Origin of the sequence: Nocardioides sp. (genome assembly GCF_041393715.1) — a bacterium.
Taxonomy (GTDB): Bacteria; Actinomycetota; Actinomycetes; order Propionibacteriales; family Nocardioidaceae; genus Nocardioides.
In genome coordinates this window covers 496,113-518,935 of the sequence record NZ_JAWKJQ010000001.1, presented here as the reverse complement: position 1 = coordinate 518,935, position 22,823 = coordinate 496,113, and the positions used below count along the sequence as shown (strand labels likewise).

The following is a 22,823-nucleotide window of genomic DNA, read 5'->3' as shown; positions in this document are numbered from 1 at the left end:
CGGCGGTAGGCTTCCTCCGCCCGGAGCCGCCATGGGTCGGCTCCCCGAGTCCTCGAGGGAAGGAGCCCTGGTGACCGCCGCGCGCTACGACGACGCACCCCGCCCCCGGGGTGCCCGGTTGCCGCGCCGCGAGCGACGGGCCCAGCTGCTCGCCTCCGCCCTCGAGGTGTTCGTGGCACAGGGCTACCACTCCGCCGCGATGGACGAGATCGCGGAGCGGGCCGGAGTGTCCAAGCCGGTCCTCTACCAACACTTCCCGGGCAAGCTCGAGCTCTACCTCGCACTGCTCGACTCCTCCTGCGACACGATCATCGACAACTGTCGCCAGGCGCTGGCCTCGACCCACGACAACAAGCAGCGCGTCGCGGCGACCATCGACGCGTTCTACGACTACGTCGCCAGCGAGAGCGGCGCGTTCCGGCTGGTCTTCGAGTCCGACCTCACCAACGAGCCCGCCGTGCGCGCCCAGCTCGAGCGGGTCACCCACGAGTGCGCCGACATGATCGCCCACGTCATCCACGACGACACCGGGCTCCCCGACGACGCCTCGCGGCTCCTGGCCGTCTCGCTGGTCGGCATGGCCCAGGTGAGCTCGCGGTTCTGGCTCGCCGACGGGGCCGAGGTGCCCCGTGACGAGGCGGTCGCGCTGGTGACCGGCCTCGCCTGGCGCGGCATCCGCGGCTACCCGCTCACCGACGAGCCCGGCCCCCCGGAGACCGATGTCTTGCCCCGTGGTGGAGACTGAGCGCATGGAGGTCAAGATCGGCGTACAGCACGCCCCCCGTGAGCTCACCGTGGAGACCGACGACAGCGCCGACGCGGTGGAGAAGGCCGTCGCCGACGCCGTGGCCTCGAGCGGGGTGCTGACCCTGGTCGACGGCAAGGGCCGGCGCGTCGTCGTCCCCGCCGACCGACTGGCCTACGTCGAGATCGGCGGCGGCGTCGCCGGCCAGGTCGGAGTCCGCTGAGCCTGCGCCCGCCCCTGAGCGGGTTTGCCGGTGGCGCTGACGGGTACCGCTCCCCCGGCGCCGACACGTCGGCCGTCCGGCTTCACCCGGTGGCGGCCCTGCCGGTGCATGATGTGGACATCGCGTGGCTGGGCCTTCGGCAGGGGCGAGGAACCGGAAAGGAATCCCATGCTCAGCGCAATCCTGTGGGCTCTGATCGGCGGCACGATCATCGGCCTCCTCGGCAAGTGGGTCGCCCCCGGCGACCGCGACAACATCCCGCTGTGGCTGACCATCGTGTGCGGCATCGGCGGAATCCTGATCGGCAACTTCCTGTACACGATCTTCTTCAAGGCCGACACCAACGGCATCGACTGGTGGCGCCACGTCTGGCAGGTCGCCGTCGCCGCGGTCCTCGTCATGGTCGCCGCCGGGGCCACCGGTCGCAGCAAGACCTGACCGCACGCGCCTGCGCCGGCCCCCACGACCGCCCGGTCGTGGGGGCCGCTGACGGTCATGCGTCCCGTCAGGCGTCGAGGCCCAGCGCGGCCATCCGCGCGGCGTGCCGCTCGGTCAGCCGGTTGAACATCCGGCCGATCGCCGCGAGGTCCATGCCCGGCCGGTCCACACCGCCCGCGAGCAGGGCCGTGAGCGCGTCGCGCTCGGCCGCCACCCGCTGCGCCTGGGTGAGTGCCTCGCCCATCAGCCGACGCCCCCACAGCGCCAGCCGTCCGCCGACCCGCGGGTCGGCCGCGATCGCGGCCCGCACCCGGTCGACCACGAAGTCGGCATGCCCGACGTCGGCCATCGCGGCGACGACCAGCTCGCGGGTCTCCGCGTCCAGCGTGGCGGCGATCTCGCGGTAGAAGTCGGCCGCGAGCCCGTCGCCGACGTAGGCCTTGACCAGGCCTTCGTACCAGTCCGTCGGTGCGGTGTGGTCGTGGAAGCCGTCGATCGCCCGCTGGAACGGGGCCATCGCCTGGGTCACGTCTCCGCCCAGGGCCTCGATCCGGTCCCGCAGCGCCGCCACGTGACCGAACTCCGCCGCCGCCATGCCGGCCATCGCCAGCTTGTCGTCGAGGGTCGGCGCCATCGTCGCGTCCTCCGCCAGCCGCTCGAACGCCGACAGCTCGCCGTAGGCGATCACCCCCAGCAGGTCGACGACGGCGACGCGGTAGGCCGGATCGGCGAGCGGGCCCGACCAGCCGTCCGTCCCGACGTCGGGCGGGGCGTCCTCGGGTCGTCCGGCCGGCGCGTCCGGTCCCGTCGATGCACCCACAGGCGCACCCTACCGATACCATGGGGACCACAGTCCGCCGTCCACCCGGCCGGCGGGCAGGCGAGCCGGCACCGGTCGCTCCGGCGTCCTGACCAGTGCTCGCCACGAATGTGCGCGGCAGACCCCCTGTGCGTCTGTGATCTCGTCTGATCGTCGATCGCCCGGTGTCCGCCGCACGACGACCCGACGAAAGCGACAAGACCATCACTACGTTCAGAGAGCTCGGGGTGCTCCCCGAGATTTGCGACGCGCTCGAGCGCGCCGGCATCACCACCCCCTTCCCGATCCAGGAGATGACGCTGTCGGTGGCCCTGATGGGCACCGACCTGATCGGCCAGGCCCGCACCGGCACCGGCAAGACGCTGGCGTTCGGCATCCCGGTCCTGCAGCGCAGCGTCGCCCCGACCGACCGCGACTACGCCGACCTGCCCGAGGGCAAGCCTCAGGCGCTGATCGTCGCCCCCACCCGCGAGCTGGCGCTCCAGGTGAGCGGTGACCTGGCGTTGGCCGGCGCCGACCGCGGCATGCGGGTGCTCACCGTCTACGGCGGCGTGCCCTACGACCCCCAGCTCGACGCGCTGTCCACCGGCGTCGACATCGTGGTCGGCACGCCCGGCCGGCTCATCGACCTGGCCAACCGCCGCGCGCTGGACCTCTCCCACGTCCACGCCCTGGTCCTCGACGAGGCCGACGAGATGCTCGACCTGGGCTTCCTGCCCGACGTCGAGCGGCTGATCTCGATGACGCCCGAGACCCGGCAGACCATGCTGTTCTCGGCCACCATGCCCGGCGCCATCGTGGCGCTGGCTCGCACCCACATGCGGCACCCGATGAACATCCGCGCCGAGTCCAGCGAGGACAGCCAGACCGTCCCCGCCACGGCGCAGTACATCTACCAGACCCACGACCTCGACAAGCCCGAGATCGTGGCGCGCATCCTGCAGGCCGACGACGCCACCAAGATGATCGTGTTCACCCGCACCAAGAGGCAGGCGCAGCGGGTCGCCGACGACCTGGCCGAGCGTGGCTTCAAGGCCTCGCCGCTCCACGGTGACATGGCCCAGGCCGCGCGCGAGCGGGCGCTGGCGAAGTTCCGCGAGGACAAGATCCAGGTGCTGGTCGCGACCGACGTCGCCGCTCGAGGCATCGACGTGCAGGGCGTCTCCCACGTCGTCAACTACGCCTGTCCCGAGGACGACAAGACCTACGTCCACCGGATCGGCCGCACCGGCCGGGCCGGCGCCACCGGCACCGCCGTGACGTTCGTCGACTGGGCGGACCTGACCCGGTGGAAGGTCATCAACAAGGCGCTCGACCTGCCCTTCGACGACCCGCAGGAGACCTACTCCACCTCCGAGCACCTCTACCACGACCTGGCGATCCCCGCGGACACCAAGGGCAGGCTGGTGCCGCCCGCACCCCGCGAGGACAAGCCGCGCAGTGAGCGGCGAGGCGACGGCTCCGGCGGGGACCAGCCTCGCGAGCGGTCCTCACGCAACCGCAACCGGCAGCGCACCCGCTCCCGTGGTGGCCGGCCGGTCGACGGCGCGGCTCCGGGGGCCGAGTCCGGCGAGGGCGGCGGCCAGGCGAACGACGCCGAACGGCGCCCGTCCCGCAACCGGCGGCGGCGCCGCCGCGGTGGCTCCGGCGGGGGCCGTCCCTCCGGCGAGGCCACCAGCGCCTCGACCGAGTCGGCCTGACCGACCGACCGAACGAACGAACGGCTCGGCCCGCCCGCTGGGCGCGGCCGGCCGCGGGGATCGGCCGGGCAGGGGCAGCTGGGGCGTCGCGGCAGCCGCCGCGACCCACTCAGGTGGTGACGACCACCGGCGTACCGACCGGCGCGAACCGCCACAGCGCCCGCGCGTCGGAGGTGCGCTGCCGGATGCAGCCGTGGGACTGCGGGGTGCCGAGCTGCGCCACCGTCTGCACCGGGACGCCGTCGGCCACCGGGATGTCGTGGAAGCCGATCGCCGCGTTCTGGCCCTGGGTGAAGCGCACGAACCACCGCATGGTGCCGGAGTCGTCGATCCCCCACGCCTGCTCGGAGCGGGAGTAGACCTCATAGCTGCCCGGCTGGAGGTTGTCGTAGATGCTGCCCGAGACCGGGTAGGTCCGCTTGACGTGCTGTCGTCCGCTCACCAGCCAGACCCGTTGCCTGCTCTCGGAGAACACCACCCGGCGGCCCTGGCCGGAGTCGGCGGGCAGCGCCTCGTCGGCGGCCGGCACGGTCTCTCCCCCGGCGCCGGCCAGACCGGAGTCGTCGACCTCGGCGACCAGCGTCGGGTCGGAGCCGGCCGCTCCGGCCGCGGCGTCGCCCGACGAGCCGCCACTCTGCTCGTCGGACCCACCCTGCTCGTCGGACCCGCCCTGCTCGTCGAACCCGCTCGACGCGATCGCAGCCGAGGAGTCCTCCGCGTCGCCGGTGGCCGAGGACGGCAGTGCACCGAGTCCACCCAGCACCGCCACCGTCGTCACACCGGCCGCGAGCACCGCGAAGATCCCGCGCCACGCCTGCGGCGCCGCTGGCTGCCGGTGCCGACCCTCGCTCATCGGCCCCCCTTCGACGGGCGCCGGCGACGACGAGAGCGGGCGACCAGCGCCTCGGCGACCTCGCGATAGGCCTTGGCGCCCTTGCTGCTGCGGCTGGTGCGCAGGATGGACCGCCCGGCGGCTGGCGCCTCCGCGAACTTGATCGTCTTGGGGATGGGTGGCTCGACGACCTCGAGGTCGTAGGTGTCCGAGATCGTCTCCAGCACCCGGCGGGCGTGGTTGGTGCGGCCGTCGTAGAGCGTGGGGAGCACTCCCCACACCTCGAGCCCGCGGTTGGTGAACCGGCGTACGTCGTGGACGGTGTCGAGCAGTTGACCGACGCCGCGGTGGGACAGCGTCTCGCACTGCAGCGGCACCAGCACCCCGCGCGCGGCTGTCAGCGCCGCGACCGTGAGGATGCCCAGCGAGGGCGGGCAGTCGAGCAGCACCCAGTCGTAGTCGCCGCCGTCGGGGGCGGTGAGGTCCTCGAGAGCCGAGGACAGCGCGTGCTCGCGGCCGGTGCGGGTGAGCAGGTCGGCCTCGGCCCGCGCCAGCTCGATGGTGGCCGGCGCCAAGTCGACCCCGTCCTCGGTCGAGACGATGACGTCGGCGAGCGGAAGGCCCTTGGTCAGCACATGGTGCAGCGACAGCTCGAGGTCCTCGGGGTCGATGCCCAGCGAGAAGGTCAGGCAGGCCTGCGGGTCCAGGTCGACCAGCAGCACCCGGTGGCCGAGATCTGCCAGCGCGGCACCCAGGGAGGCGACCGTGGTCGTCTTGGCCACGCCGCCCTTCTGGTTGGCGATCGCGAGGGTGAGGGTCATCGACACCCATCATGCCGGACCCACACCACACCTCCGTGCTCCCACCTGCTTTGCTGGACGGCATGTCGCACCCCACCACCGACCGCCCGGTCGCGCTCGTGACCGGCGGCACCGCCGGCATCGGCCACGAGTTCGCCCGCCAGCTCGCCGCCCGTGGCCACGACCTGGTGCTGGTGGCTCGCGACGCCGACCGGCTCGCCGAGGTGGCCGCGTCGCTCGCCGAGGAGTACGCCGTCCAGGTCGGCACGCTGGTCGCCGACCTGGTCGATCGCCAGCAGCTGGCCACCGTCGAGGCCCGGCTGGCCGACGACGAGCGACCCGTCGACCTGCTGGTCAACAACGCCGGCTTCGGCCTGAAGCGGCCGTTCCTGGTCAACGACGTCGAGGATGAGCAGGCGATGCTCGACGTCCTCGTCACGGCGGTGATGCGGCTCTCCCACGCCGCCCTCGGGGCGATGACCGCCCGCGGCAGCGGCGGCCTGATCAACGTCTCGAGCGTGGCCGCCTACCTGCCCCGCGGCACCTACTCGGCGTCCAAGTCCTGGGTGAACAGCTTCGGCGAGTGGGCGGCCACCGAGTACCGGCCTCAGGGGGTGACCGTGACGACGCTGTGCCCGGGTTTCACCCGCACCGAGTTCCACCAGCGGATGGGCGTCTCGCGCGGCAGCGCGCCGGAGTTCCTGTGGCTCGACGCGGAGTTCCTGGTGACCAAGGCGCTGGCCGACTTCGACAAGGGTCGCGCCCTCTCCGTGCCGGGCGCGTCCTACAAGGCGATCACCGCGCTGAGCCGCGCCGTCCCGCACGGCGTCCTGCAGCGGTTCCAGCGACTCGGCCGCCGCTGACCCGACGGCGCCGGACCGCGGCTCAGCCGCAGTCGATGATCGCGGCCACCGGGCCGCCGCCGTCGGGACCCTGGTGGGCGGCCGAGACCGACACGAAGACCGCCGGGTCCCCGGTCACCGCCGCGGTGACCCCACCGACGCATGACTTGATCTGCCGGTGCCAGTGCACGTCGGAGTCGTCGAGCATCGCGTTGCGGCGGCCCCGCACCTGGCCGTCCTGCGAGGCCTCGCACTTGAGGAAGACGTTGACCAGGCGGCCCTCGAGGTCGCTCGAGTGCGGCCGCTCGGGCAGGTCGAGCCCGGCGTCGCGGATCGCCTCCCAGATGCCGTCGGCGTCCAGGGCGTCGCGCATCACCGAGTGGCCGATGCGATAGCGCCCGCCCACCCCGGTGGCGTTGCCGACGACGACCACCTGGGCCTGGTCGAGCTCGACGCCTGAGGAGCACGAGGCGACCGAGGAGTAGAGCGAGCGGTCGTGCATCACGTCGGCGTCGGAGGGCATCTCGATCTCACCCAGGGCGACCGCGATGCCGAGCGCGGTGGTGCCGTTGGACAGGTCCATCGACTCGTGGGTGTGCTCGGTCCACACCGTCTCGCCGCGGCTCTTGGCGTCGCGGATGGTGTGGATCGTCAGCAGCGGCGTCTTGGTCTGCACGTAGTGCACGTCGGCCGGGTCGGTGATCCCGGCGCGCTCCATGGCGACCTTCACGGCGTCCGCGACCTTGGTGACCATCGCGGTGCGCCCGATCTCCTCGGGCAGCAGCGGCTCGCTCATCGCGAAGCCGACGGTCAGCCGCAGCTCGTCGCGGCTGGGGTCGTCGGCCGGCACGTCGGTGGTGGCGAAGATCGTGGCGTGCGGGCTGATCACGCCGTCGGTGCCTCCCGACCAGACGATCGGGACGCCGTGCACCTGGTCGGCGGGCGCCCCCTTGGCCATCAGGGCCTCCCGGAAGGCACGGTCGGCGATGATCCGGGTGTAGTCGTTGACCCCGCCGTTGCCCTCGGTCTTGCCGATCACCGCGATCACCCTGCTCGCGTCCATCACCCCGGCGTCGATCAGCGCGGTCAGCTCGGAGGCGTCGGACACGCTGTGCAGCGGCACCTTGCGGACCTCGATGGCGGGCGGAGCGCTGGTGGGGGCTTCGGACATGGTGTGCCTTCCTCTCGGTCGGGTCATGCGGGAACGACGATGGTGCCGGCGCGGCCGGCGACGGCGGCGCCGATGGTGCTCAGGTCGGTGATGGCAGCGGGGCGGCCGGACCGTTCGACGAACCGGCAGACGGCCTCGACCTTGGGGCCCATCGAGCCGCCGGCGAAGTGCCCCTCGGCGGCATGGGCTCGCATCCGGTCGACGTCGACCCGACCGATGTCCTCGGCCTGCGGCGTGCCGAAGTGGAGGACGGCGTGGGACACGTCGGTCGCGACCACGAGCAGGTCGACGCCGACCGTGCGCGCGAGCAGCTCGGCGCCGAGGTCCTTGTCGATCACGGCCTCGATCCCGCCCAGGGAGCCGTCGGCGGCACGCACCGTGGGGACACCGCCGCCGCCGTTGGCCACCACCACGAAGCCGGCCTCGAACAGGGTCGTGACGGCGGCCGCATCGAGGACCTCGAGCGGCTCCGGGGAGGGCACGACGCGCCGCCAGCCCCGCTCGCCACGGTCCTCCCAGGTCTCGCCGTGCTCGATCATCGTCGCCGCCTCCTCGGCGGTGACGTAGCGCCCGATCGGCTTGCTGGGCCGCGCGAAGGCGGGGTCGTCGCGGTCGACGAGGGTGCGGGTGACCAAGGCCGCCATCGGTCGTCGTACGCCGCGGGAGGCCAGCGCGCGGTCGAGGGCGTTGAGCAGCGTCGCACCGAGGGTGCCCTGGGTCTGCGCCCCGCACCAGTCCAGCGGCACCGGCGGCACGACCTGGGCGGCGAGCTGGTTCTTGACCAGCAGGTTGCCGACCTGCGGGCCGTTGCCGTGGGTGATCACCACGTCGTCGCCACCGGCGACCAGATCGCCCACCGCGTCCATGGCGACCTGCGCGGCCGCGATCTGGTCCTCGACGCGGGCCCGGCCGTCGGGCGCGGTCATCGCGTTGCCACCCAGCGCCAGCAGGATCCTCATCGGGCACCGTCCAGGTGGTCGACCGCGGCCGAGACGGCTCCGCCCGACAGCCGGGCATAGCCGGGGCCGCGGTCGAAGAACGCGTCGCCGGGCTCGGGGCGCGAGGCCCGCTCCGCCTCGGTGGCGGCGGCGTCGTGGCCCAGGGAGTCGTCGTCGAGCGAGCCGGTCAGCACGACGCCGTAGTCGGCGAGGGCCGCCTCGGGCGACACCTTGCGCCATCGGACGTCCCGCACGACGAGCTCGGGGTCGCGGGTGAGCGGGTCGCCCCAGCCGCCGCCGCCGGTGGTGCGGATCCGGATCAGCTCGCCGGCGCGCACCGGCTCGTCGTCGGCCAGCGCGTCGACCTCGCGCTCGTGCGGTCCGCCGGGGTCGATGGTGACCTGGAACGGCCGTCCGGCCCTGCCGCCGTTGACCCCCCAGCAGGCGAGGATCGACCGGTCGGCGATCGACATGAAGTGGGCGTCCTTGAGCATCCGCAGCTGCTTCTCGTAGCCGAGGCCGCCGCGGAACCGCCCCGGCCCGCCGGAGTCGAGGGCGAGCCCGAGCGACTCGACCACGAACGGGAACCGCGACTCGGTGAACTCCGTGGGCAGGTTGCGGGAGTCGGGGACCACGTGGATGGTGTCCTCGCCGTCGGCGTAGTAGCGCCCGCCGGAGCCGCCGCCGAGCACCTCGCGCATGAGGTAGGGGCGGCCGTCGAGGTCCTCGCCGTAGACGCCGGTGTAGCGGATCGTCTCCTGGTCGGCGGGCATCCGGCCGTCGACGGCCTTCGCGAGCACACCGGCGAGCACACCGAGCAGCCGCAGGATCACGAAGGTGCGGGCGTTGGTCGGCGCCGGGAACACCGGGGTGAGCAGCGTGCCCGGCGGCGGGAACCGCAGCTCCATCAGCGGGACCACGCCCTCGTTGACGTCGAGCTCGGCCATCCGCTCCGGGGTGTCGGCGAGGTTGCGCAGGATCGGCGCCAGCCACTTCTTGAGGAACACCCCGTCGGAGTAGTCGCCGCAGTGGTTGATCGGGCCGCGGGCCTGCGGGCCGGTGCCGTCGAAGTCGATCACCAGCCGCTCCCCGTCGGGGTCGTCGGCGGGGGTGCGGGTCAGCGTGATCCGCTGGGTGTGCAGGCGCGGCTCGTCGACGCCGTCGTGCTCGGCGTAGTCCTCCCAGACCCAGCTGCCGACCGGGATCTTGGCCAGGATCTCGCGACGGTAGGTCTGCGTCGACCGGTCGATCACCGCGTCGAAGCAGGCCTCGACGGTGTCGACGCCGTAGCGGTCGAACAGCTCGCCGAGGCGGCGGGCGCCCATCAGGCAGGCCGCGCACTCCGCGTCGAGGTCGGCCGCCAGCGACTCGGGCATCCGCGAGTTGCGGGTCATGATCGCCAGCGCCGAGCGCACCGGCCGGCCGGCGTCCCAGAGCCTGATGGGTGGCACCATCAGGCCCTCCTCGAAGACCGAGGTGGCGTGCGAGGGCATCGAGCCGGGTACGGCGCCGCCGATGTCGTCGTGGTGACCGAACGCCTGGACGAACGCCACCACGCGGCGATCGTCGTCGGGCCCGGCGAAGACCGGCACGGTCACGCACAGGTCGGGCAGGTGGCCGATGCCGCCCTCGGAGAGATAGACGTCGTTGTGGAAGAAGACGTCGCCCTCGCGCATGGTGTCGAGCGGGAAGTCGCGGGCGACCGGGTGGACGAGGGCGGAGTAGGACCGGCCGGTGAGCTTGCGCAGCAGCCGGTCGTGGATGCCGGCGCGGAAGTCGTGGGCGTCGCGGATCATCGGCGACCGGCTGGTCCGGGCGATCGCCGTCTCCACCTCGCGCTCCACCGCCGCGAGCGAGCCCTGGACGATCTCGACGAGCACCGGGTCGGCGCCGCGGCCGGCGTCGGGGGTCAGGCTGCCGAAGGGGAACGCCGTCGGGGCGCGGCGCGAACCGGTCGGCTGGGCCGGGGCGCTCACGACGCGCTCCTGGAGACCACGAGGTTGGCGTAGTCGTCGACGCGGGCGGTGAAGCCCGGGTGGATCGGCACCGTCGACCCGAACTCCTCCACGACCACCGGGCCCTCGAGCACCTGGCCGGCGCGCAGGTCGGGCCGCCAGTGGACCGGGGTCTCGACGAAGCCGGCGCCGGGGTCGAAGCAGACCGGACGACTGCCGGTGGGGGTGCCCTCGCCACCGTCGGACGGCGCGGCCGGGACCTCCGGTCGGCGGATCGGCCCGATGCCCGAGACCCGGAGGTTGACCACCTCGACCTGCTGGCTCGGGTCGTCGGCGAAGTCGTAGCCGTAGAGCGTGCGGTGCTCGGCGTGGAACCGCGCGGCGACCTCCGCGACGGTCTCGGTCGTCACCGGCCCGTCGGGCACCGGGACCCGGACCTCGAAGGCCTGCCCGAAGTAGCGCACGTCGGCGGTGCGGGCGAAGACGTGGTCGGCCTCGGCGAAGCCCTCGACGGTGAGCGCAGCCGCGGCGCGCCCGGTGAGGCCGTCGTACTCCGCCTGGAGGACGGCCGGGTCGAGGCCGTCTTGGAGGCAGACGTGGGTCTGCACGTAGTCGTTCTTGACGTCGACGGTGAGTAGTCCGAACGCCGACACGTTGCCGGGGTTGGGCGGCACCAGCACGGTCGGCACGCCGAGGATGTCCATCAGCCGGCACAGCAGCAGCGAGCCGGAGCCGCCGAACGTGGTGAGCGTGAAGTCGCGGACGTCCAGGCCGCGCTTCACCGTCACCTGGCGCAGCGCGTTGGCCTGGTTCCACGCGGAGATCTCCAGGACGCCGACCGCGCACTGCTCGGGGTCCAGGCCGAGCCGGCCGGCCAGCTCCTCGATGCCGGCGCGCGCGGCGTCGACGTCGAGCGGGATCTCGCCGCCGAGCAGGTGCGGGGGGATCCGGCCGAGCACCACGTGGGCGTCGGTGATCGTCACCTCGGTGCCGCCCTGGCGGTAGCAGAGGGGGCCAGGGTCGGCGCCGGCCGACTGCGGCCCGACCTTGAGCGTGCCCTCGGGCGACAGCCAGGCGATCGAGCCACCGCCGGCGCCGACGGTGACCACGTCGATCATCGGGATCTTGGAGGGGTAGGCCCCCACGCTGCCCTCGGTGGTCAGCGTCGGCGCGCCGGCGACGACCACCGAGACGTCGGTGGAGGTGCCGCCGCCGTCGGAGGTGAGCACCTTGTCGAAACCGGCCACCCGGGCGATCAGCGCCGCCCCGAGCGCGCCGGCGGCCGGCCCGGACAGCACCGTGGTGTCGGCTGGTGCACCACCTCGTCGGCCGACAGCGCACCGCCGTTGGACTTCATCACGGAGAACGGCACCTCGCGGCCGGCGGCGAGTCGCTGCTTGATGTTTGCCGACGTACGACGACAGCCGGGGCTTGACGGCCGCGTCGACCAGGGTGGTCATCGCGCGTTCGTACTCGCGGTACTCCCGCAGCACCTCGCTGGAGATCGACACCACGGCGCGGGGTGCTCCTCGCGGAGGATCTCGCGCATCCGCTCCTCGTGGGCGGGGTCGGCGTAGGCGTGCAGGAAGCAGACGCCGAGGGTGTCGACGCCGCGCTCGGCGAACCACCGGGCGACCCGGCGGGCGCCGTCCTCGTCGAAGGGGCGCAGCTCGCGGCCGGTGTGGTCGAGCCGGCCGTCGACCCCCTGCACCAGGTCGCGCGGCACGATCCGGTCGGGCTTCACCCAGAAGTAGGAGTTGCCGTAGCCGTCGGGCACCGACTGCCGGGCGATCTCGAGCATCGCCTCGTAGCCCGCGGTGGTGATGAAGCCGAGCCGGTCGATCTTGCCCTCGAGCAGCTGGTTGGTCGCGACCGTGGTGCCGTGGCTGACAGCGACCACGTCGTCGTAGCCGGCCCCGGCCAGGTCGAGGATCTTCTCGACGCCCGCGAGGAACCCGTCGGCGGGGTCGGCCGGCGTGCTCGGGGTCTTCGTGGTGACCAGGCTCCCGGTCTCCTCGTCGAAGGCGACGACGTCGGTAACGTGCCACCGGTGTCGATGCCGATCCTGATCCGCCGGGCCATGGGTGTCATTCAAGTGAGCCCGCGGGAGCCGGACGACGGCACAACCTGCCGACGCGGGTCCCGACGGTCGGCAGATGTTGCCGGGCGGACGAGGCCACCGCCGGGCGAACGCGACGGACGCTGCGGAACCGCTGGGCCGCAGGGGCCCTCATCCAGGGCCCGCCCGGACGGGACCTGGGAGACCCGGCGTCGCCCGCGGGTCGGAGCGCGACGTCGCACCCTGTTTCGACTCCGAAGCTCCCGAGCTCGCTCCCCTCGGCGCGGATAGCGGCCACGCCTCCTGGTCGATCCCGAGGACGCTGCGGAGGTACGCCGTGCTCGCACGCCTGATCAGCTCGACCGAGGCTGGGCTCTCGTCCGTCGTGTGGGTGTCGTCGTAGGCGTTGATGCCGCCCAGGGAGTGCTCTGCACCGTGCACGGTGAGCAGATCGGTGACCCCGGGTGCGAGCCGGAAGCCGTCGGTGAACCAGTCGGGGCCGCGTAGGGACAGCGGCGAGTCGTCGGCGCCGCCGGCGATGGCCAACGACGGTGTCGTGAGGTCGGAGAAGTCCGGGCTCATGAAGGGGAAGTTCTCCCGGGCGAACGGCGAGAGGTCCTCGCCGCCGGTCCCGGTGAGGGCGAGCAGCACGGCTGCTCCCACCCGCCCGTCCTTGGCCGAGGCAGACAGCGCCCCGTCGTCGCCCACGACACGAGCGCCGACCAGCGCGCTCGCCGTGCTGGCGCCGTAGGAATGTCCGGCGACAGCGAGACGAGTGGCATCGGTGCGTTCGGGGAGTCCGGGGATCGCGGCGAGAACGGCATCGAGCTGATCGATGACGTGGCGCAGGTCGCGGATCCGGATCTCCCACAGGACAGCGTTGCGGGGGTCCTCGGCCGCGAGTCCCTGCGCGTCCAGGTGGTTCGGCTGGATCACCACGAACCCCTGTCGCGTCCAGTGGTCGACGAGGGGCAGATAGGTGTCCATCGAGGCGCCGAACACGCCGTACCCGTGGGAGAAGACGATGACGGGCAGGTCGGTGCCGGTACTCGGGGCCGTCAGGTGGACGAGGAGGGGGGTGCCACGCTCCGGCGCACCGAGGCTGATCGGCCGGACGGAGATGGTCTGCGCGGTCAGGAAGCTCATCGGGAGTCCTTCGGGTAGGTTTGATCCGGAACCTCGTTCCGCTAGCACCGGAGACACTATACGGAACAGCGTTCCGTTTACAAGAGAGGTCAGGCCGTGCCCACCGATCCAGGCCCCCGGCGCTCGGACGCCCGTCGCAACAGGCAGTCCCTGCTCGACGCGGCCGCCTCGGTCTTCGCGCAAGCGGGGGTCGAGGCACCGGTCCGTGAGATCGCGCGCGAGGCCGGCGTCGGCGCGGGCACGATCTACCGGCACTTCCCGACCCGTGCCGATCTGGTGGTCGCGGTGTTCGAGCACCAGGTCGACTCCCTGGCCGCGGCCGGCGACGAGGTCGTTCTGGGGGACTGGATCCAGCAGTTCGCCGACTTCCTCGTCACCAAACACGGCCTTGCCGACGCCATGGCCTCCGATCGCGCCGGTTTCGAGCGACTGCACACCGACTTCGTGGTCCGGCTCGAGCCCGTGTGTGCCCGCCTGCTCGACGTCGAGGTCTCGGCCGGCCGGATGTGCAGCGACGTGCGCCCTCTCGACCTGATGCGGGCTATCGGGAACCTGTGTATTGGAGCCGAGGGGAACGGCGACTACGACGCCCACCGCATGATCGAGGCGCTGCTGACCGGCCTATCCACCGGCACCGACGACACGCGCCGAGGCGCCGTCCTCCGGAGCCGGTGAGCCACGGTCACCGATGCGGTGTCCACCACGCCGACGGGTTCCCGTCGCCGCCATGCGATGCGGCCCTCAGGAGCGTGTGGTCGGACCCAGGGCTGCTTCGGCGGCAGGGCGTGGCTGCTTGAGCTCCACGAAGATGACGTGGGTCTCGCCGGGGCCGACGTTGTGTCCGGCATGACGTTGTGCGGGCAGCCATCCGGCCGTGCCAGACGAAAGCTCGACGTCGCGGCTCCGGCCGTCCTCGCTGTAGAGCCGCCTTCGGGAAGGCCGCTCAGCGTGTACATCACGCTGTCCGGGATGAGCGTGCATCGTGGTGCGGTCGCCAGGCTGGTCGACGTACTCGAGCACGCGGACGTGGTCGTTCTCGAAGACCACTGAGTAGTGGTCCGGGTTGGTCAGCACTGGGTCCTCCGACATCACGGCCTCCCGCGTAACATTGCAGAGTCTTACTCGTGTATTACTCTGCCTTGTATGCGAGAACCCGTCAAGGGCAGGACCGAGGCCGGTCGGCAGCGCGAGCGGCGGGCCCGCGCGACCCGTGCCCGAGTGGTGCAGTCCGCCGTGCGTCTCTTCATCGAGCACGGCTACTCGGCCACCACCGTGGTCGACATCGCCCGGGACGCGGGGTCGCGCCAGCCACCGTCTACCAAGCCGGTTCGGCACCAAGCAGGCCGTGCTCGCCCGCGCCTTGGACACCACCATCGCCGGCGACCATGGGCCGGCCGCACTCCTCGACCGCGACTGGGTCAGGAACGCCCGGGAAGCACCGACCGGGCCGGCGCGACTGGCTGCCGTCCTAGACTCCACGGCGTCGATCGCGGCCGGACGGCCGCGTTGAAGGAAGTGATGCGCGACGCCGCCGCCACAGATCTGCGGATCCGCGAACTGATCGACAGCGACGAGCGTCAACGACGCGTGACCCAGCGCAGCCTCGTCGAGGAGGTGATCGGTGCCGACGCACTGCGGCCCGGGATGACCGTCGATCGCGCCTCCGACACCTTCTACCTCCTGGTGAACAGCCGCTCCTACACCCTTGCCCGCGCGAGCCTCGGTTGGACCGAGTCCACCTGGAAGGCCTGGCTCCTGGAATCCCTGAGCCTCGCCTTCTTCGGCGAGACGGCAACCAGCTGAGCGCGGTGCGGGAACCGCAGGACCTCCGCTACCCCACGCCCTCGGCGATCCCCGAGTGCCAGCGCGATCTCCAGCAGCCGCAGGTCGGCGCCGTGCGGCGCGACCAGCTGGACACCGACGGGCAGCCCGTCGGGGGTGTGGCCCATCGGCAACGAGAGCGCGGGGCAGCCCGTGACCGTGATGAAGTACGCCGACCGCATCCAGTCGAGGTAGGTCTCGAGGGGACGGCCGTTGATCTCGGTGGGGAACTCCTGGTCGGCCGGGAACGGGGGCACCTGCGAGACCGGCAGCACCAGCAGGTCGTGGTCGGCGAAGAAGAGTCGCATCGTCTCGCCAGAGCCGTGCGCTGGGCGTAGGCGCGGGCGACGTCGGCGCCGGTGAGCGACTCGCCGGCGCGGATGTTGTCGGCCAGCGACTGCTTGAGCTCGCCTGGATGGGCGGCCAGCAGCGGGCCGAGGGTGGCCTGGAAGTGCCAGGCGCGCAGGGTGCGGAAGGTGTCGTCGGCCAGCGACAGGTCCGGCGCGACGGCCGCCACCCGAGCGCCGGCGCGCGCGAGGGTCCGGCCGGCCTCCTCGACGACGGCCGCCACCTCGTGGTCGACGTCGAACGCGCCGCCGAGGTCGACGCTGAGCGCCACCCGGAGCCCCGCCAGCTCGGCCGGGCGGGGCGCCGCGAAGACCGACCCGGGCTCCCCCAGCGCGAGCGGCGCCCGCGGGTCGGGACCGGCCAGCACCGAGAGCAGCAGCGCCAGGTCGCCCACGTTGCGGGCCATCGGGCCGCCCACCGAGGTGGTCTCCCACTGGTTGAGGCGCGGCCACTCCGGCACCCGCCCGAGACTCGGCCGCAGCCCCACCACCCCGCAGAACGACGCCGGGTTGCGCAGCGAGCCGCCCATGTCGGACCCCTCGGCCAGCGGCACCATGCCGGTGGCGAGGGCACACGCCGCACCGCCGCTGGACCCACCGGCGCTGCGGCTCGGGTCGATCGGGTTGAGGGTGGTGCCGAAGACCCGGTTGAACGTGTGCGAGCCGGCCGCGAACTCCGGCACGTTGGTGCGGCCCAGCACGACCACGCCGGCCCGCCGGACCCGCTCCACGATCAGCTCGTCGCGGTCGGGCACGTGGTCGGCGTACAGCGGGGAGCCGAGGGTGGTCGGCCACCCCGCGACGGCGTGGGTGTCCTTGAACGCGAACGGCAGGCCGTGCAGCGGACCGACCTCGGCGCCGCTCGTGAGCGCCGCGTCGGCGACTGCCGCCCCCTCACGCGCCCGCTCCTCGTCGAGGGACACGATCGCGGTGAGCGCGGGGTTGCGCTCGCCGATCCGGGCCAGGTGCAGCTCGAGCAGCTCACGCGCCGAGATCCGGCGGTCGCGCAGCGCCGCCAGCTGGGCTCGCGCCGTGGACCCGACCGAGAGCTCGGTCACCGGCGACGGCCCAGGATGCCGCCCAGGACCACGCCCGCCAGTGCGAGCGCGCCGCCGACCGCCATGCCGAGCACGAACGACCGCTCCCCCAGCGGGGAGCCGGCCGGCCGGGCCGGCGCGGTGAAGACCGCCGGCCCGCCCTCGGCCCCCGGACCCGCGCCAGCCGCCACCGCCGCGGCCGGGAGCCCGCCCGCGATCACACCCTCCACGTTGCCGAAGAACTCCGCGGCCATCCGCCGCGAGACGCTGGTGAGCATCCGCTGGCCGACCCCGCCGACCATCCCGCCGACCACGGCGTCGGCGTCGTAGGTCAGCAGCGTCTGCCCGCCCTGGTCGGCGAACCGCACCGCCACGGTGGCGTCGACCGTGCCGGGCGCGCCGGCGCCGACCAGGTGCATCTGCAGGGAGTCGTGGGGCTCCAGGTCGGCGAGCGTGCAGGAGCCGGTGTAGGTGCCCTTGATCGCGGCGACCCCGGCGGTCACCGTCATCGCATAGCTGTGCTCGCCGGTGGCCTCGAGCTGCTCGCACCCGGGGATGGTCGCGACCAGCACCCGCGGGTCGAGCAGCGCCTCCCAGACCCGCTCGACCGGGGCGGCGACGGTGTTCTCGCCGGTGAACCTCATCGTTCCTCCTCCAGGCGGGCCGCGCGCAGCTCGAACAGCTGCGACGGCGAGATCGGCATCGCCGTGATCGGGATGCCCTCCGCGTCCTCGATGGCCGCCGCGATCGCGGCGGACCCCGGGATCACCCCGGCCTCACCGGCGCCCTTGATCCCGAGCGGGTTGAGCGGCGAGAGCGTCTCGAGGTGGTCGATGTCGATGGAGCCGGGCACCTCGGTGACGAACGGCATCAGGAAGTCCATGAACGACGCGTTGAGCAGCTGGCCGGCGTCGTCGTAGGCCATCCGCTCGTAAAGCGCCCCGCCGACCCCCTGCGCCACACCGCCGTGGATCTGCCCCTCGACGATCAGCGGGTTGACCAGCCGGCCGCAGTCGTGCACCACGGCGTACTTCAGGATCGAGATCTCCGCCGTGTCCGGGTCGGTCTCGACGATGACGGCGTGCATGCCTGCCGCGAACGTCGACCGCTGCGGGGAGTAGAAGTCCTTGCCCTCCAGGCCCGGCTCGTCGTCCTCGGCGACCGGCGGCTTGCCGGGGTCGCCGACGCTGAACTGGGTGGCGGCCTTGGACGCCTCGTCGAAGGCGTAGCGCAGCGGGTTGGAGAGCACCGCCACCGTGCCGAGGTCGATCGAGGCGCCCGGGGTGCCCCTGACCTGCACCACCCCGTCGACGATCTCGAGGTCGTCGACCGAGGCCTCCAGCGCGTCGGCGGCGATCCGCAGCGCCTTCTCCCTGGCCCGCAGCGCGGCCAGGTGGATCGCGGAGCCGCTCATCACGGCGGCGCGCGAGGCGAAGGTCCCGACGGCGTAGGCCATCCGCCGGGTGTCGCCGGTGGTCACCTCGACGTCCTCGAACGGCACGCCGAGCGCGTCGGCGACGATCTGCGCGAACGCCGTCTGGTGGCCCTGTCCCTGGGTCGTCAGCCCGGTCGCCACCTTGACCTTGCCGGAGGTCTCGACGTGGACGTGGGCGCCTTCGTAGGGCCCGACGCCGGTGCCCTCGACGTAGCAGGCGAGCCCCAGCCCGACCCGCCGTCCCTCCGCGGCCATCTCGGCCCGGAAGGTCTCGAACTCGTCCCAGCCGACCAGCTCCTTGATCTTCGCCAGCAGGGCGGGATAGTCGCCGGAGTCGTACTCCAGCTCGCGGCCGTCCTGGAAGACCAGCCCGTGGTCGAAGGGGAACTCGTCGGGCTGGATCAGGTTGACCGCCCGGACCTCGGTGCGGTCCTTGCCGAGCGCGGCGGCGATCGCGTCCATGGTCCGCTCCATCACGAAGCAGCCCTGCGGCCGGCCGGCGCCGCGGTAGGGCGTGACGATCACGGTGTTGGTGTAGAGCGAGTCGAAGACCACGTGGTAGGCGCCCGGCTTGTAGGGCCCGAGCAGCTGGGTGGAGGTGATGATCGGCACGATCAGGCCGTACGGCGTGTAGGCGCCGTTGTCGTGCCAGAACCGCACGTCGAGGCCCAGCACCCGGCCGTCGTCGTCGAAGCCGACCTCCACGTGGTGGAGCTGCCCGCGCTCGTGGGCCGAGGCGATGAAGTGCTCGCGGCGGTCCTCGACGAACTTCACCGGCCGGCCCAGCCGCATCGCGGCGAGGGCGACCAGCACCTCCTCCGGCCACGGGTGGTTGATCTTGACGCCGAAGCCGCCGCCGACGTCGGGCGTGATCACGTCGACGGCCAGCAGGTCGAGGCCGAGCTTGGCGGCGAGTGCGGCCCGCAGCCCCGTGGAGGTCTGCGTCGACGACCACACCTGGAGTCGGCCGTTGTCGGGGTCGAACCGGGCGACCACGCCGCGACCCTCCAGCGGCATCGAGGCGCTGCGCTCGATCTCGAGGTCGAGCGAGAGCCGGTGCGGGGCGGACTCGAGCGCCGCGGCCACGTCGCCGTTGGACTGCTCACCACGGGCGGCCAGGTTGCCGGGCACGTCGTCGTGGACGAGATGCTCGGCCGCGCGGGCCGCGGCGACGCCGACCACCGGCGGCAGCGGCTCGTAGTCGACGACGATGCTCGCCAGCGCGTCCTCGGCGAGGTAGCGGTCGTCGGCCACCACCAGCGCGACCGCCTCGCCGACATAGTTGACCTGGTCACGGGCCAGGGGGTGCTGGGTGCGGCCGTGGGTGAGGTCGGGGTGCGGGATCAGCAGCGGCAGCGGCTCGGCCATCGGGCCGTCCAGGTCGTCGTAGGTCCACACGGCGTGCACGCCGTCGCAGTCGAGGACCGCGTCGACGTCGATCGAGCGGATCCGGGCGTGGGCGTGCGGGCTGCGCAGCACCGCGGCGTGCAGCGCGTCGCGGCCGACGTCGTCGAGGTAGCGCCCCCGGCCGGTGACGAAGCGCTCGTCCTCGACCCGCGGCACCGGCGCGCCCACCATCCGCGTGGTCATCGGCCGGCCTCCTCGGCACCCAGCTCGGCCGCGCGCAGCACCGAGGCGACGATGTTCTGGTAGCCGGTGCACCGGCACAGGTTGCCGGCGACCATGTCGCGGGCCTCGTCCTCGGATGGCGTGGGGTTGGCCTCGAGACCCGCGGTGATGGTGGTGAGGAAGCCAGGGGTGCAGAAGCCGCACTGCAGGCCGTGGCACTCGCGGAAGGCCTGCTGCACCGGGCTGAGCGTCCCGTCGGGAGCGGCCAGCCCCTCGACGGTGGTCAGCTCCAGACCGACCGCCGAGACCGCCAGCATCAGGCAGCTGCGCACCGGCCGGCCGTCGGCCAGCACCGTGCACGAGCCGCAGACGCCGTGCTCGCAGCCGACGTGGGTGCCGGTCAGCCCGAGGTCGTGCCGCAGCGCGTCGGAGAGCAGCCGCCGGGCCGGCACCGCGAGCTCGTGCTCGACGCCGTTGACCCGTAGCCGGATCTCGTGACGGATCTCGGGGGTGGCCTCGCCCATCACGCCCCTCCCGAGTGGTCACCCGCGCGTCGCAGCGCGTCGTCGTGGGCGGCGGTCAGGACCCGCGCGGTGAGCACCCGCACGAGGTGGGCGCGGTAGGCCGCGGTGGCGTGCAGGTCGGTCTCGGGGGTGAGGTCGAGCAGCGCCCCGGTCGCCGCGACCTCCAGCGCCTCGGGCGCGACTCCCCCGCCCAGCTCCTCGGTCACGTCGACCACCGCGGGCACGTCGGAGACGGAGAGATAGCCGGCTCTCGCCTCGGAGACGCGACCGTCGGCGTCGAGGGTCACCACCGCAGCGACCCCGACGACGGCGTAGTCGCCGTGCCGCCGGGCGATCTCCTCGAACGCCACCCCGCTGCGCTCCGCCAGCGCCGGGAAGAACGCCTCCACGGCGATCTCGTCGGCGCCGACGCTCGACTCCAGGGGCCCGAGGTAGAGGTCGGCGGCCGCGATGGTGCGCCGGCCGGTGGGTCCGACGACGTCGAGCGAGCCGTCGAGCAGCCGGAGCACCATCGGCATCTCGGCCGCGGCGTCGGCGTGGACCAGCGACCCGACGGTGGTGCCGCGGTTGCGGATCGTGGCGTGCGCGACCTGCTCCAGCGCCAGCGGGACCAGCGGCTGCACCCGGCGTACGCCGGCCTCGGCGAGCACGTCGGCGTGCCGGGCGAGCGCCCCGACCCGCACGCCGGATTCGTCGACGGTGACGTGGTCGAGCCCCGGGACGCCGTTGAGGTCGACCAGCAGCTCGGGGGCGGCCAGTCGCATCGACAGCAGCGGCACCAGGCTCTGCCCGCCGGCGAGCACCTTGGCCCCCGACCGCCCGGCCAGCACGCGGAGCGCCTCCTCCAGCGTGTCCGGCCGGGCGTAGTCGAAGGGCGCGGGCTTCACGTCGAGCACACTCCCACGGTCACTCCTCGTGGGAAAGCGCCTGGGTCACGTGTCCGGTATCGGAGCCGCGACGGCCGTTGACCATGTGGAAGTAGATGATCACCAGCAGCGTGCCCAGGGCGATGCCGCCGAGCTGGAAGTCGCTGCCGAAGGTGAGCGAGACGCCGCCGATGCCGGCGATCAGGCCGGCGGCCAGGCCGACCATGTTGACCGGGTCGCCGAAGTCGACGTGGTTCTCCACCCAGATCTTCGCCCCCACCAGTCCGATCATGCCGTAGAGCACCACGGTGATCCCGCCGAGCACGCCACCCGGGGTGGCGTTGACGATCGCCCCGAACTTCGGGCACAGGCCGAGCAGGATCGCGACCAGCGCGGCGACGTAGTAGGCCGCGGTGGAGTAGACGCGGGTGGCGCCCATGACGCCGATGTTCTCGGCGTACGTCGTGGTGGGCGAGCCGCCGAACGCGCTGGCGAAGGCGGTCGCGACACCGTCGGCGCCGATCGCACGGCCCATGTAGGGGTCGAGGTCGGACTTGGTCATCTCCGCGACGGCCTTGACGTGGCCGGTGTTCTCGGCGACCAGGGCGATCACGCCGGGCAGCACGAGCAGGATCGCGGTGAGCGAGAACGACGGACCGTGGACGACGGACACGCCGTCACCCAGCTTGCCGGAGGGGAACCCGACCCAGGCGGCCTGGCTGACGCCGTCCCAGGCCCACAGCCGGTCGTGCTCGGTCGCCTCCGTCGCGCCGCCCAGCACCGAGGTGATCGGTCCGAAGATCCCGTCGAAGATCCACGACAGCAGGTAGCCGAAGATCAGCGCCAGGAAGACCGCGATCCGCGACCAGAAGCCCGGCAGCACCACGGCCGCGAACACCATGAACGTCGCGGTCAGCAGGGCCACCCACTGGTCCTGCGGCCAGTAGATGCCGGCGACCACGGGGGCCAGGTTGAAGCCGATCAGCATCACGACGGCTCCGGTCACGGCGGGTGGCAGGATCGCGTGGATGAAGCCGGCGCCGGCGAAGTGCACGATCAGTCCGATCAGCGCCAGCACCAGACCGCCGACCATGATCGCACCGGTGACGTACGACGAGTCGTTGCCCGAGTCGAGCGCCCGGATCGCCGCGACGCTGGCGACGAAGGAGGCGCTGGTGCCGAGATAGCTGGGCACCTTGTTGGACACGATCAGCAGGAACAGGATCGTGCAGAGCCCGGAGAACATGATCGCCAGGTTGGGGTCGAGCCCCATGACGAGCGGGAAGACGAACGTCGCTCCGAACATCGCGACGACGTGCTGGGCGCCGAGTCCCACCGTCTTGCCCCACGGGAGTCGCTGGTGCGGTGCGACCGCCTCACCGGGGGCCGGATCGACGACCTCCCACTTGAACATCGACATGGCCAAGTCCTCCTCGCGATGGGTGCCGTTGGCCCAAGGTAGTGAGCGCCGGATCACAGCCTCACTGGCGATAGTCGCCGAAAGGCACCGGGGGAAGGCTGTCGGAAGTTGCCCCGAGTGTCGCTGGACGCGGGG

At 72.6% G+C, this 22,823-nt stretch carries 23 protein-coding genes and 1 pseudogene; 7 read left to right on the top strand and 17 right to left on the bottom strand.

Annotated features, from left to right (window positions below; genetic code table 11):
• Nucleotides 1-31: 31 nt before the first annotated feature.
• The 3 genes from R2740_RS02635 (at nucleotide 32) to R2740_RS02625 (ending at nucleotide 1,406) form a co-directional block, all read left to right on the top strand.
• On the top strand, nucleotides 32-745 hold the full coding sequence (locus tag R2740_RS02635) for a TetR/AcrR family transcriptional regulator (RefSeq protein ID WP_371301127.1): 714 nt from the start codon (nucleotides 32-34) through the stop codon (nucleotides 743-745).
• 4 nt (nucleotides 746-749) lie between these two features.
• Complete coding sequence (locus R2740_RS02630; RefSeq protein ID WP_371301126.1) at nucleotides 750-968, top strand: DUF3107 domain-containing protein; 219 nt, start codon at nucleotides 750-752, stop codon at nucleotides 966-968.
• A 168-nt stretch (nucleotides 969-1,136) separates the two neighbouring features.
• Nucleotides 1,137-1,406 carry a GlsB/YeaQ/YmgE family stress response membrane protein gene (locus R2740_RS02625; protein ID WP_371301125.1) on the top strand — a complete coding sequence of 90 codons (270 nt, stop codon included), beginning with the start codon at nucleotides 1,137-1,139 and terminating at the stop codon, nucleotides 1,404-1,406.
• Nucleotides 1,407-1,473: 67 nt separating this feature from the next.
• On the opposite strand, the gene R2740_RS02620 is transcribed toward R2740_RS02625, so the two are convergent.
• Nucleotides 1,474-2,226: a ferritin-like fold-containing protein gene (locus R2740_RS02620; RefSeq protein ID WP_371301124.1), complete on the bottom strand. Its 753-nt coding sequence runs from the start codon at nucleotides 2,224-2,226 to the stop codon at nucleotides 1,474-1,476.
• A 227-nt stretch (nucleotides 2,227-2,453) separates the two neighbouring features.
• Between R2740_RS02620 and R2740_RS02615 the strand changes: the two genes are divergently transcribed.
• Nucleotides 2,454-3,926, top strand: a complete 1,473-nt coding sequence (locus R2740_RS02615) for a DEAD/DEAH box helicase (protein ID WP_371301123.1) — start codon at nucleotides 2,454-2,456, stop codon at nucleotides 3,924-3,926.
• A 109-nt stretch (nucleotides 3,927-4,035) separates the two neighbouring features.
• Here R2740_RS02615 and R2740_RS02610 read toward each other — a convergent pair whose 3' ends face one another.
• Nucleotides 4,036-4,779 (bottom strand): L,D-transpeptidase, encoded by a 744-nt coding sequence (locus R2740_RS02610; RefSeq protein WP_371301122.1) that lies wholly within the window; start codon nucleotides 4,777-4,779, stop codon nucleotides 4,036-4,038.
• Nucleotides 4,776-5,579, bottom strand: coding sequence for a ParA family protein (locus R2740_RS02605; protein ID WP_371301121.1), 804 nt, complete (start codon nucleotides 5,577-5,579; stop codon nucleotides 4,776-4,778). Before R2740_RS02605 ends, R2740_RS02610 begins: the two co-directional genes overlap by 4 nt.
• Nucleotides 5,580-5,641: 62 nt before the next feature.
• Between R2740_RS02605 and R2740_RS02600 the strand changes: the two genes are divergently transcribed.
• Entirely contained in the window at nucleotides 5,642-6,421 is a 780-nt protein-coding gene (locus R2740_RS02600) for an SDR family NAD(P)-dependent oxidoreductase (RefSeq protein ID WP_371301120.1), read from the top strand.
• 22 nt (nucleotides 6,422-6,443) lie between these two features.
• Here R2740_RS02600 and R2740_RS02595 read toward each other — a convergent pair whose 3' ends face one another.
• The 6 genes from R2740_RS02595 to R2740_RS02570 form a co-directional block, all read right to left on the bottom strand.
• Complete coding sequence (locus R2740_RS02595; RefSeq protein WP_371301119.1) at nucleotides 6,444-7,571, bottom strand: ring-opening amidohydrolase; 1,128 nt, start codon at nucleotides 7,569-7,571, stop codon at nucleotides 6,444-6,446.
• A 23-nt stretch (nucleotides 7,572-7,594) separates the two neighbouring features.
• A complete protein-coding gene (locus R2740_RS02590) occupies nucleotides 7,595-8,530 on the bottom strand; it encodes a carbamate kinase (protein WP_371301118.1) in 936 nt (311 codons plus the stop codon).
• Nucleotides 8,527-10,485 (bottom strand): hydantoinase B/oxoprolinase family protein, encoded by a 1,959-nt coding sequence (locus R2740_RS02585; RefSeq protein ID WP_371301117.1) that lies wholly within the window; start codon nucleotides 10,483-10,485, stop codon nucleotides 8,527-8,529. The genes R2740_RS02590 and R2740_RS02585 overlap by 4 nt, the downstream gene beginning before the upstream one ends.
• Nucleotides 10,482-11,975 carry a hydantoinase/oxoprolinase family protein gene (locus R2740_RS02580; RefSeq protein WP_371301116.1) on the bottom strand — a complete coding sequence of 498 codons (1,494 nt, stop codon included), beginning with the start codon at nucleotides 11,973-11,975 and terminating at the stop codon, nucleotides 10,482-10,484. The genes R2740_RS02585 and R2740_RS02580 overlap by 4 nt, the downstream gene beginning before the upstream one ends.
• On the bottom strand, nucleotides 11,921-12,559 hold the full coding sequence (locus R2740_RS02575) for a hydantoinase/oxoprolinase N-terminal domain-containing protein (protein WP_371301115.1): 639 nt from the start codon (nucleotides 12,557-12,559) through the stop codon (nucleotides 11,921-11,923). Before R2740_RS02575 ends, R2740_RS02580 begins: the two co-directional genes overlap by 55 nt.
• Before the next feature lie 135 nt (nucleotides 12,560-12,694).
• A complete protein-coding gene (locus R2740_RS02570; RefSeq protein WP_371301114.1) occupies nucleotides 12,695-13,669 on the bottom strand; it encodes an alpha/beta hydrolase family protein in 975 nt (324 codons plus the stop codon).
• Nucleotides 13,670-13,765: 96 nt separating this feature from the next.
• On the opposite strand from R2740_RS02570, the gene R2740_RS02565 reads away from it, so the two are divergent.
• The gene (locus R2740_RS02565; protein WP_371301113.1) at nucleotides 13,766-14,344 is read left to right on the top strand and encodes a TetR/AcrR family transcriptional regulator; all 579 of its coding nucleotides are present in this window, start codon (nucleotides 13,766-13,768) and stop codon (nucleotides 14,342-14,344) included.
• A gap of 66 nt (nucleotides 14,345-14,410) precedes the next feature.
• Here R2740_RS02565 and R2740_RS02560 read toward each other — a convergent pair whose 3' ends face one another.
• A complete protein-coding gene (locus R2740_RS02560; RefSeq protein ID WP_371301112.1) occupies nucleotides 14,411-14,743 on the bottom strand; it encodes a hypothetical protein in 333 nt (110 codons plus the stop codon).
• 69 nt (nucleotides 14,744-14,812) lie between these two features.
• On the opposite strand from R2740_RS02560, the gene R2740_RS02555 reads away from it, so the two are divergent.
• Nucleotides 14,813-15,472: a TetR family transcriptional regulator gene (locus tag R2740_RS02555; RefSeq protein ID WP_371301111.1), complete on the top strand. Its 660-nt coding sequence runs from the start codon at nucleotides 14,813-14,815 to the stop codon at nucleotides 15,470-15,472.
• Here R2740_RS02555 and R2740_RS02550 read toward each other — a convergent pair.
• From R2740_RS02550 to R2740_RS02520, 7 genes and pseudogenes are all read right to left on the bottom strand, one after another.
• The gene (locus tag R2740_RS02550; protein ID WP_371301179.1) at nucleotides 15,367-15,798 is read right to left on the bottom strand and encodes an amidase family protein; all 432 of its coding nucleotides are present in this window, start codon (nucleotides 15,796-15,798) and stop codon (nucleotides 15,367-15,369) included. The two genes, R2740_RS02555 and R2740_RS02550, sit on opposite strands and share 106 nt — an antisense overlap.
• A gap of 248 nt (nucleotides 15,799-16,046) precedes the next feature.
• Nucleotides 16,047-16,760, bottom strand: a pseudogene (locus tag R2740_RS02545) (amidase family protein); the annotation flags it as partial.
• A 131-nt stretch (nucleotides 16,761-16,891) separates the two neighbouring features.
• On the bottom strand, nucleotides 16,892-17,518 hold the full coding sequence (locus R2740_RS02540) for a carbon monoxide dehydrogenase subunit G (RefSeq protein WP_371301110.1): 627 nt from the start codon (nucleotides 17,516-17,518) through the stop codon (nucleotides 16,892-16,894).
• Nucleotides 17,515-19,899 (bottom strand): aerobic carbon-monoxide dehydrogenase large subunit, encoded by a 2,385-nt coding sequence (gene cutA / locus R2740_RS02535; protein WP_371301109.1) that lies wholly within the window; start codon nucleotides 19,897-19,899, stop codon nucleotides 17,515-17,517. The genes R2740_RS02540 and cutA overlap by 4 nt, the downstream gene beginning before the upstream one ends.
• Nucleotides 19,896-20,402, bottom strand: a complete 507-nt coding sequence (locus R2740_RS02530) for a (2Fe-2S)-binding protein (RefSeq protein ID WP_371301108.1) — start codon at nucleotides 20,400-20,402, stop codon at nucleotides 19,896-19,898. Before R2740_RS02530 ends, cutA begins: the two co-directional genes overlap by 4 nt.
• Nucleotides 20,402-21,298: a xanthine dehydrogenase family protein subunit M gene (locus tag R2740_RS02525; protein WP_371301107.1), complete on the bottom strand. Its 897-nt coding sequence runs from the start codon at nucleotides 21,296-21,298 to the stop codon at nucleotides 20,402-20,404. Before R2740_RS02525 ends, R2740_RS02530 begins: the two co-directional genes overlap by 1 nt.
• A gap of 10 nt (nucleotides 21,299-21,308) precedes the next feature.
• Nucleotides 21,309-22,688: a uracil-xanthine permease family protein gene (locus tag R2740_RS02520; protein WP_371301106.1), complete on the bottom strand. Its 1,380-nt coding sequence runs from the start codon at nucleotides 22,686-22,688 to the stop codon at nucleotides 21,309-21,311.
• Nucleotides 22,689-22,823 lie beyond the last annotated feature (135 nt).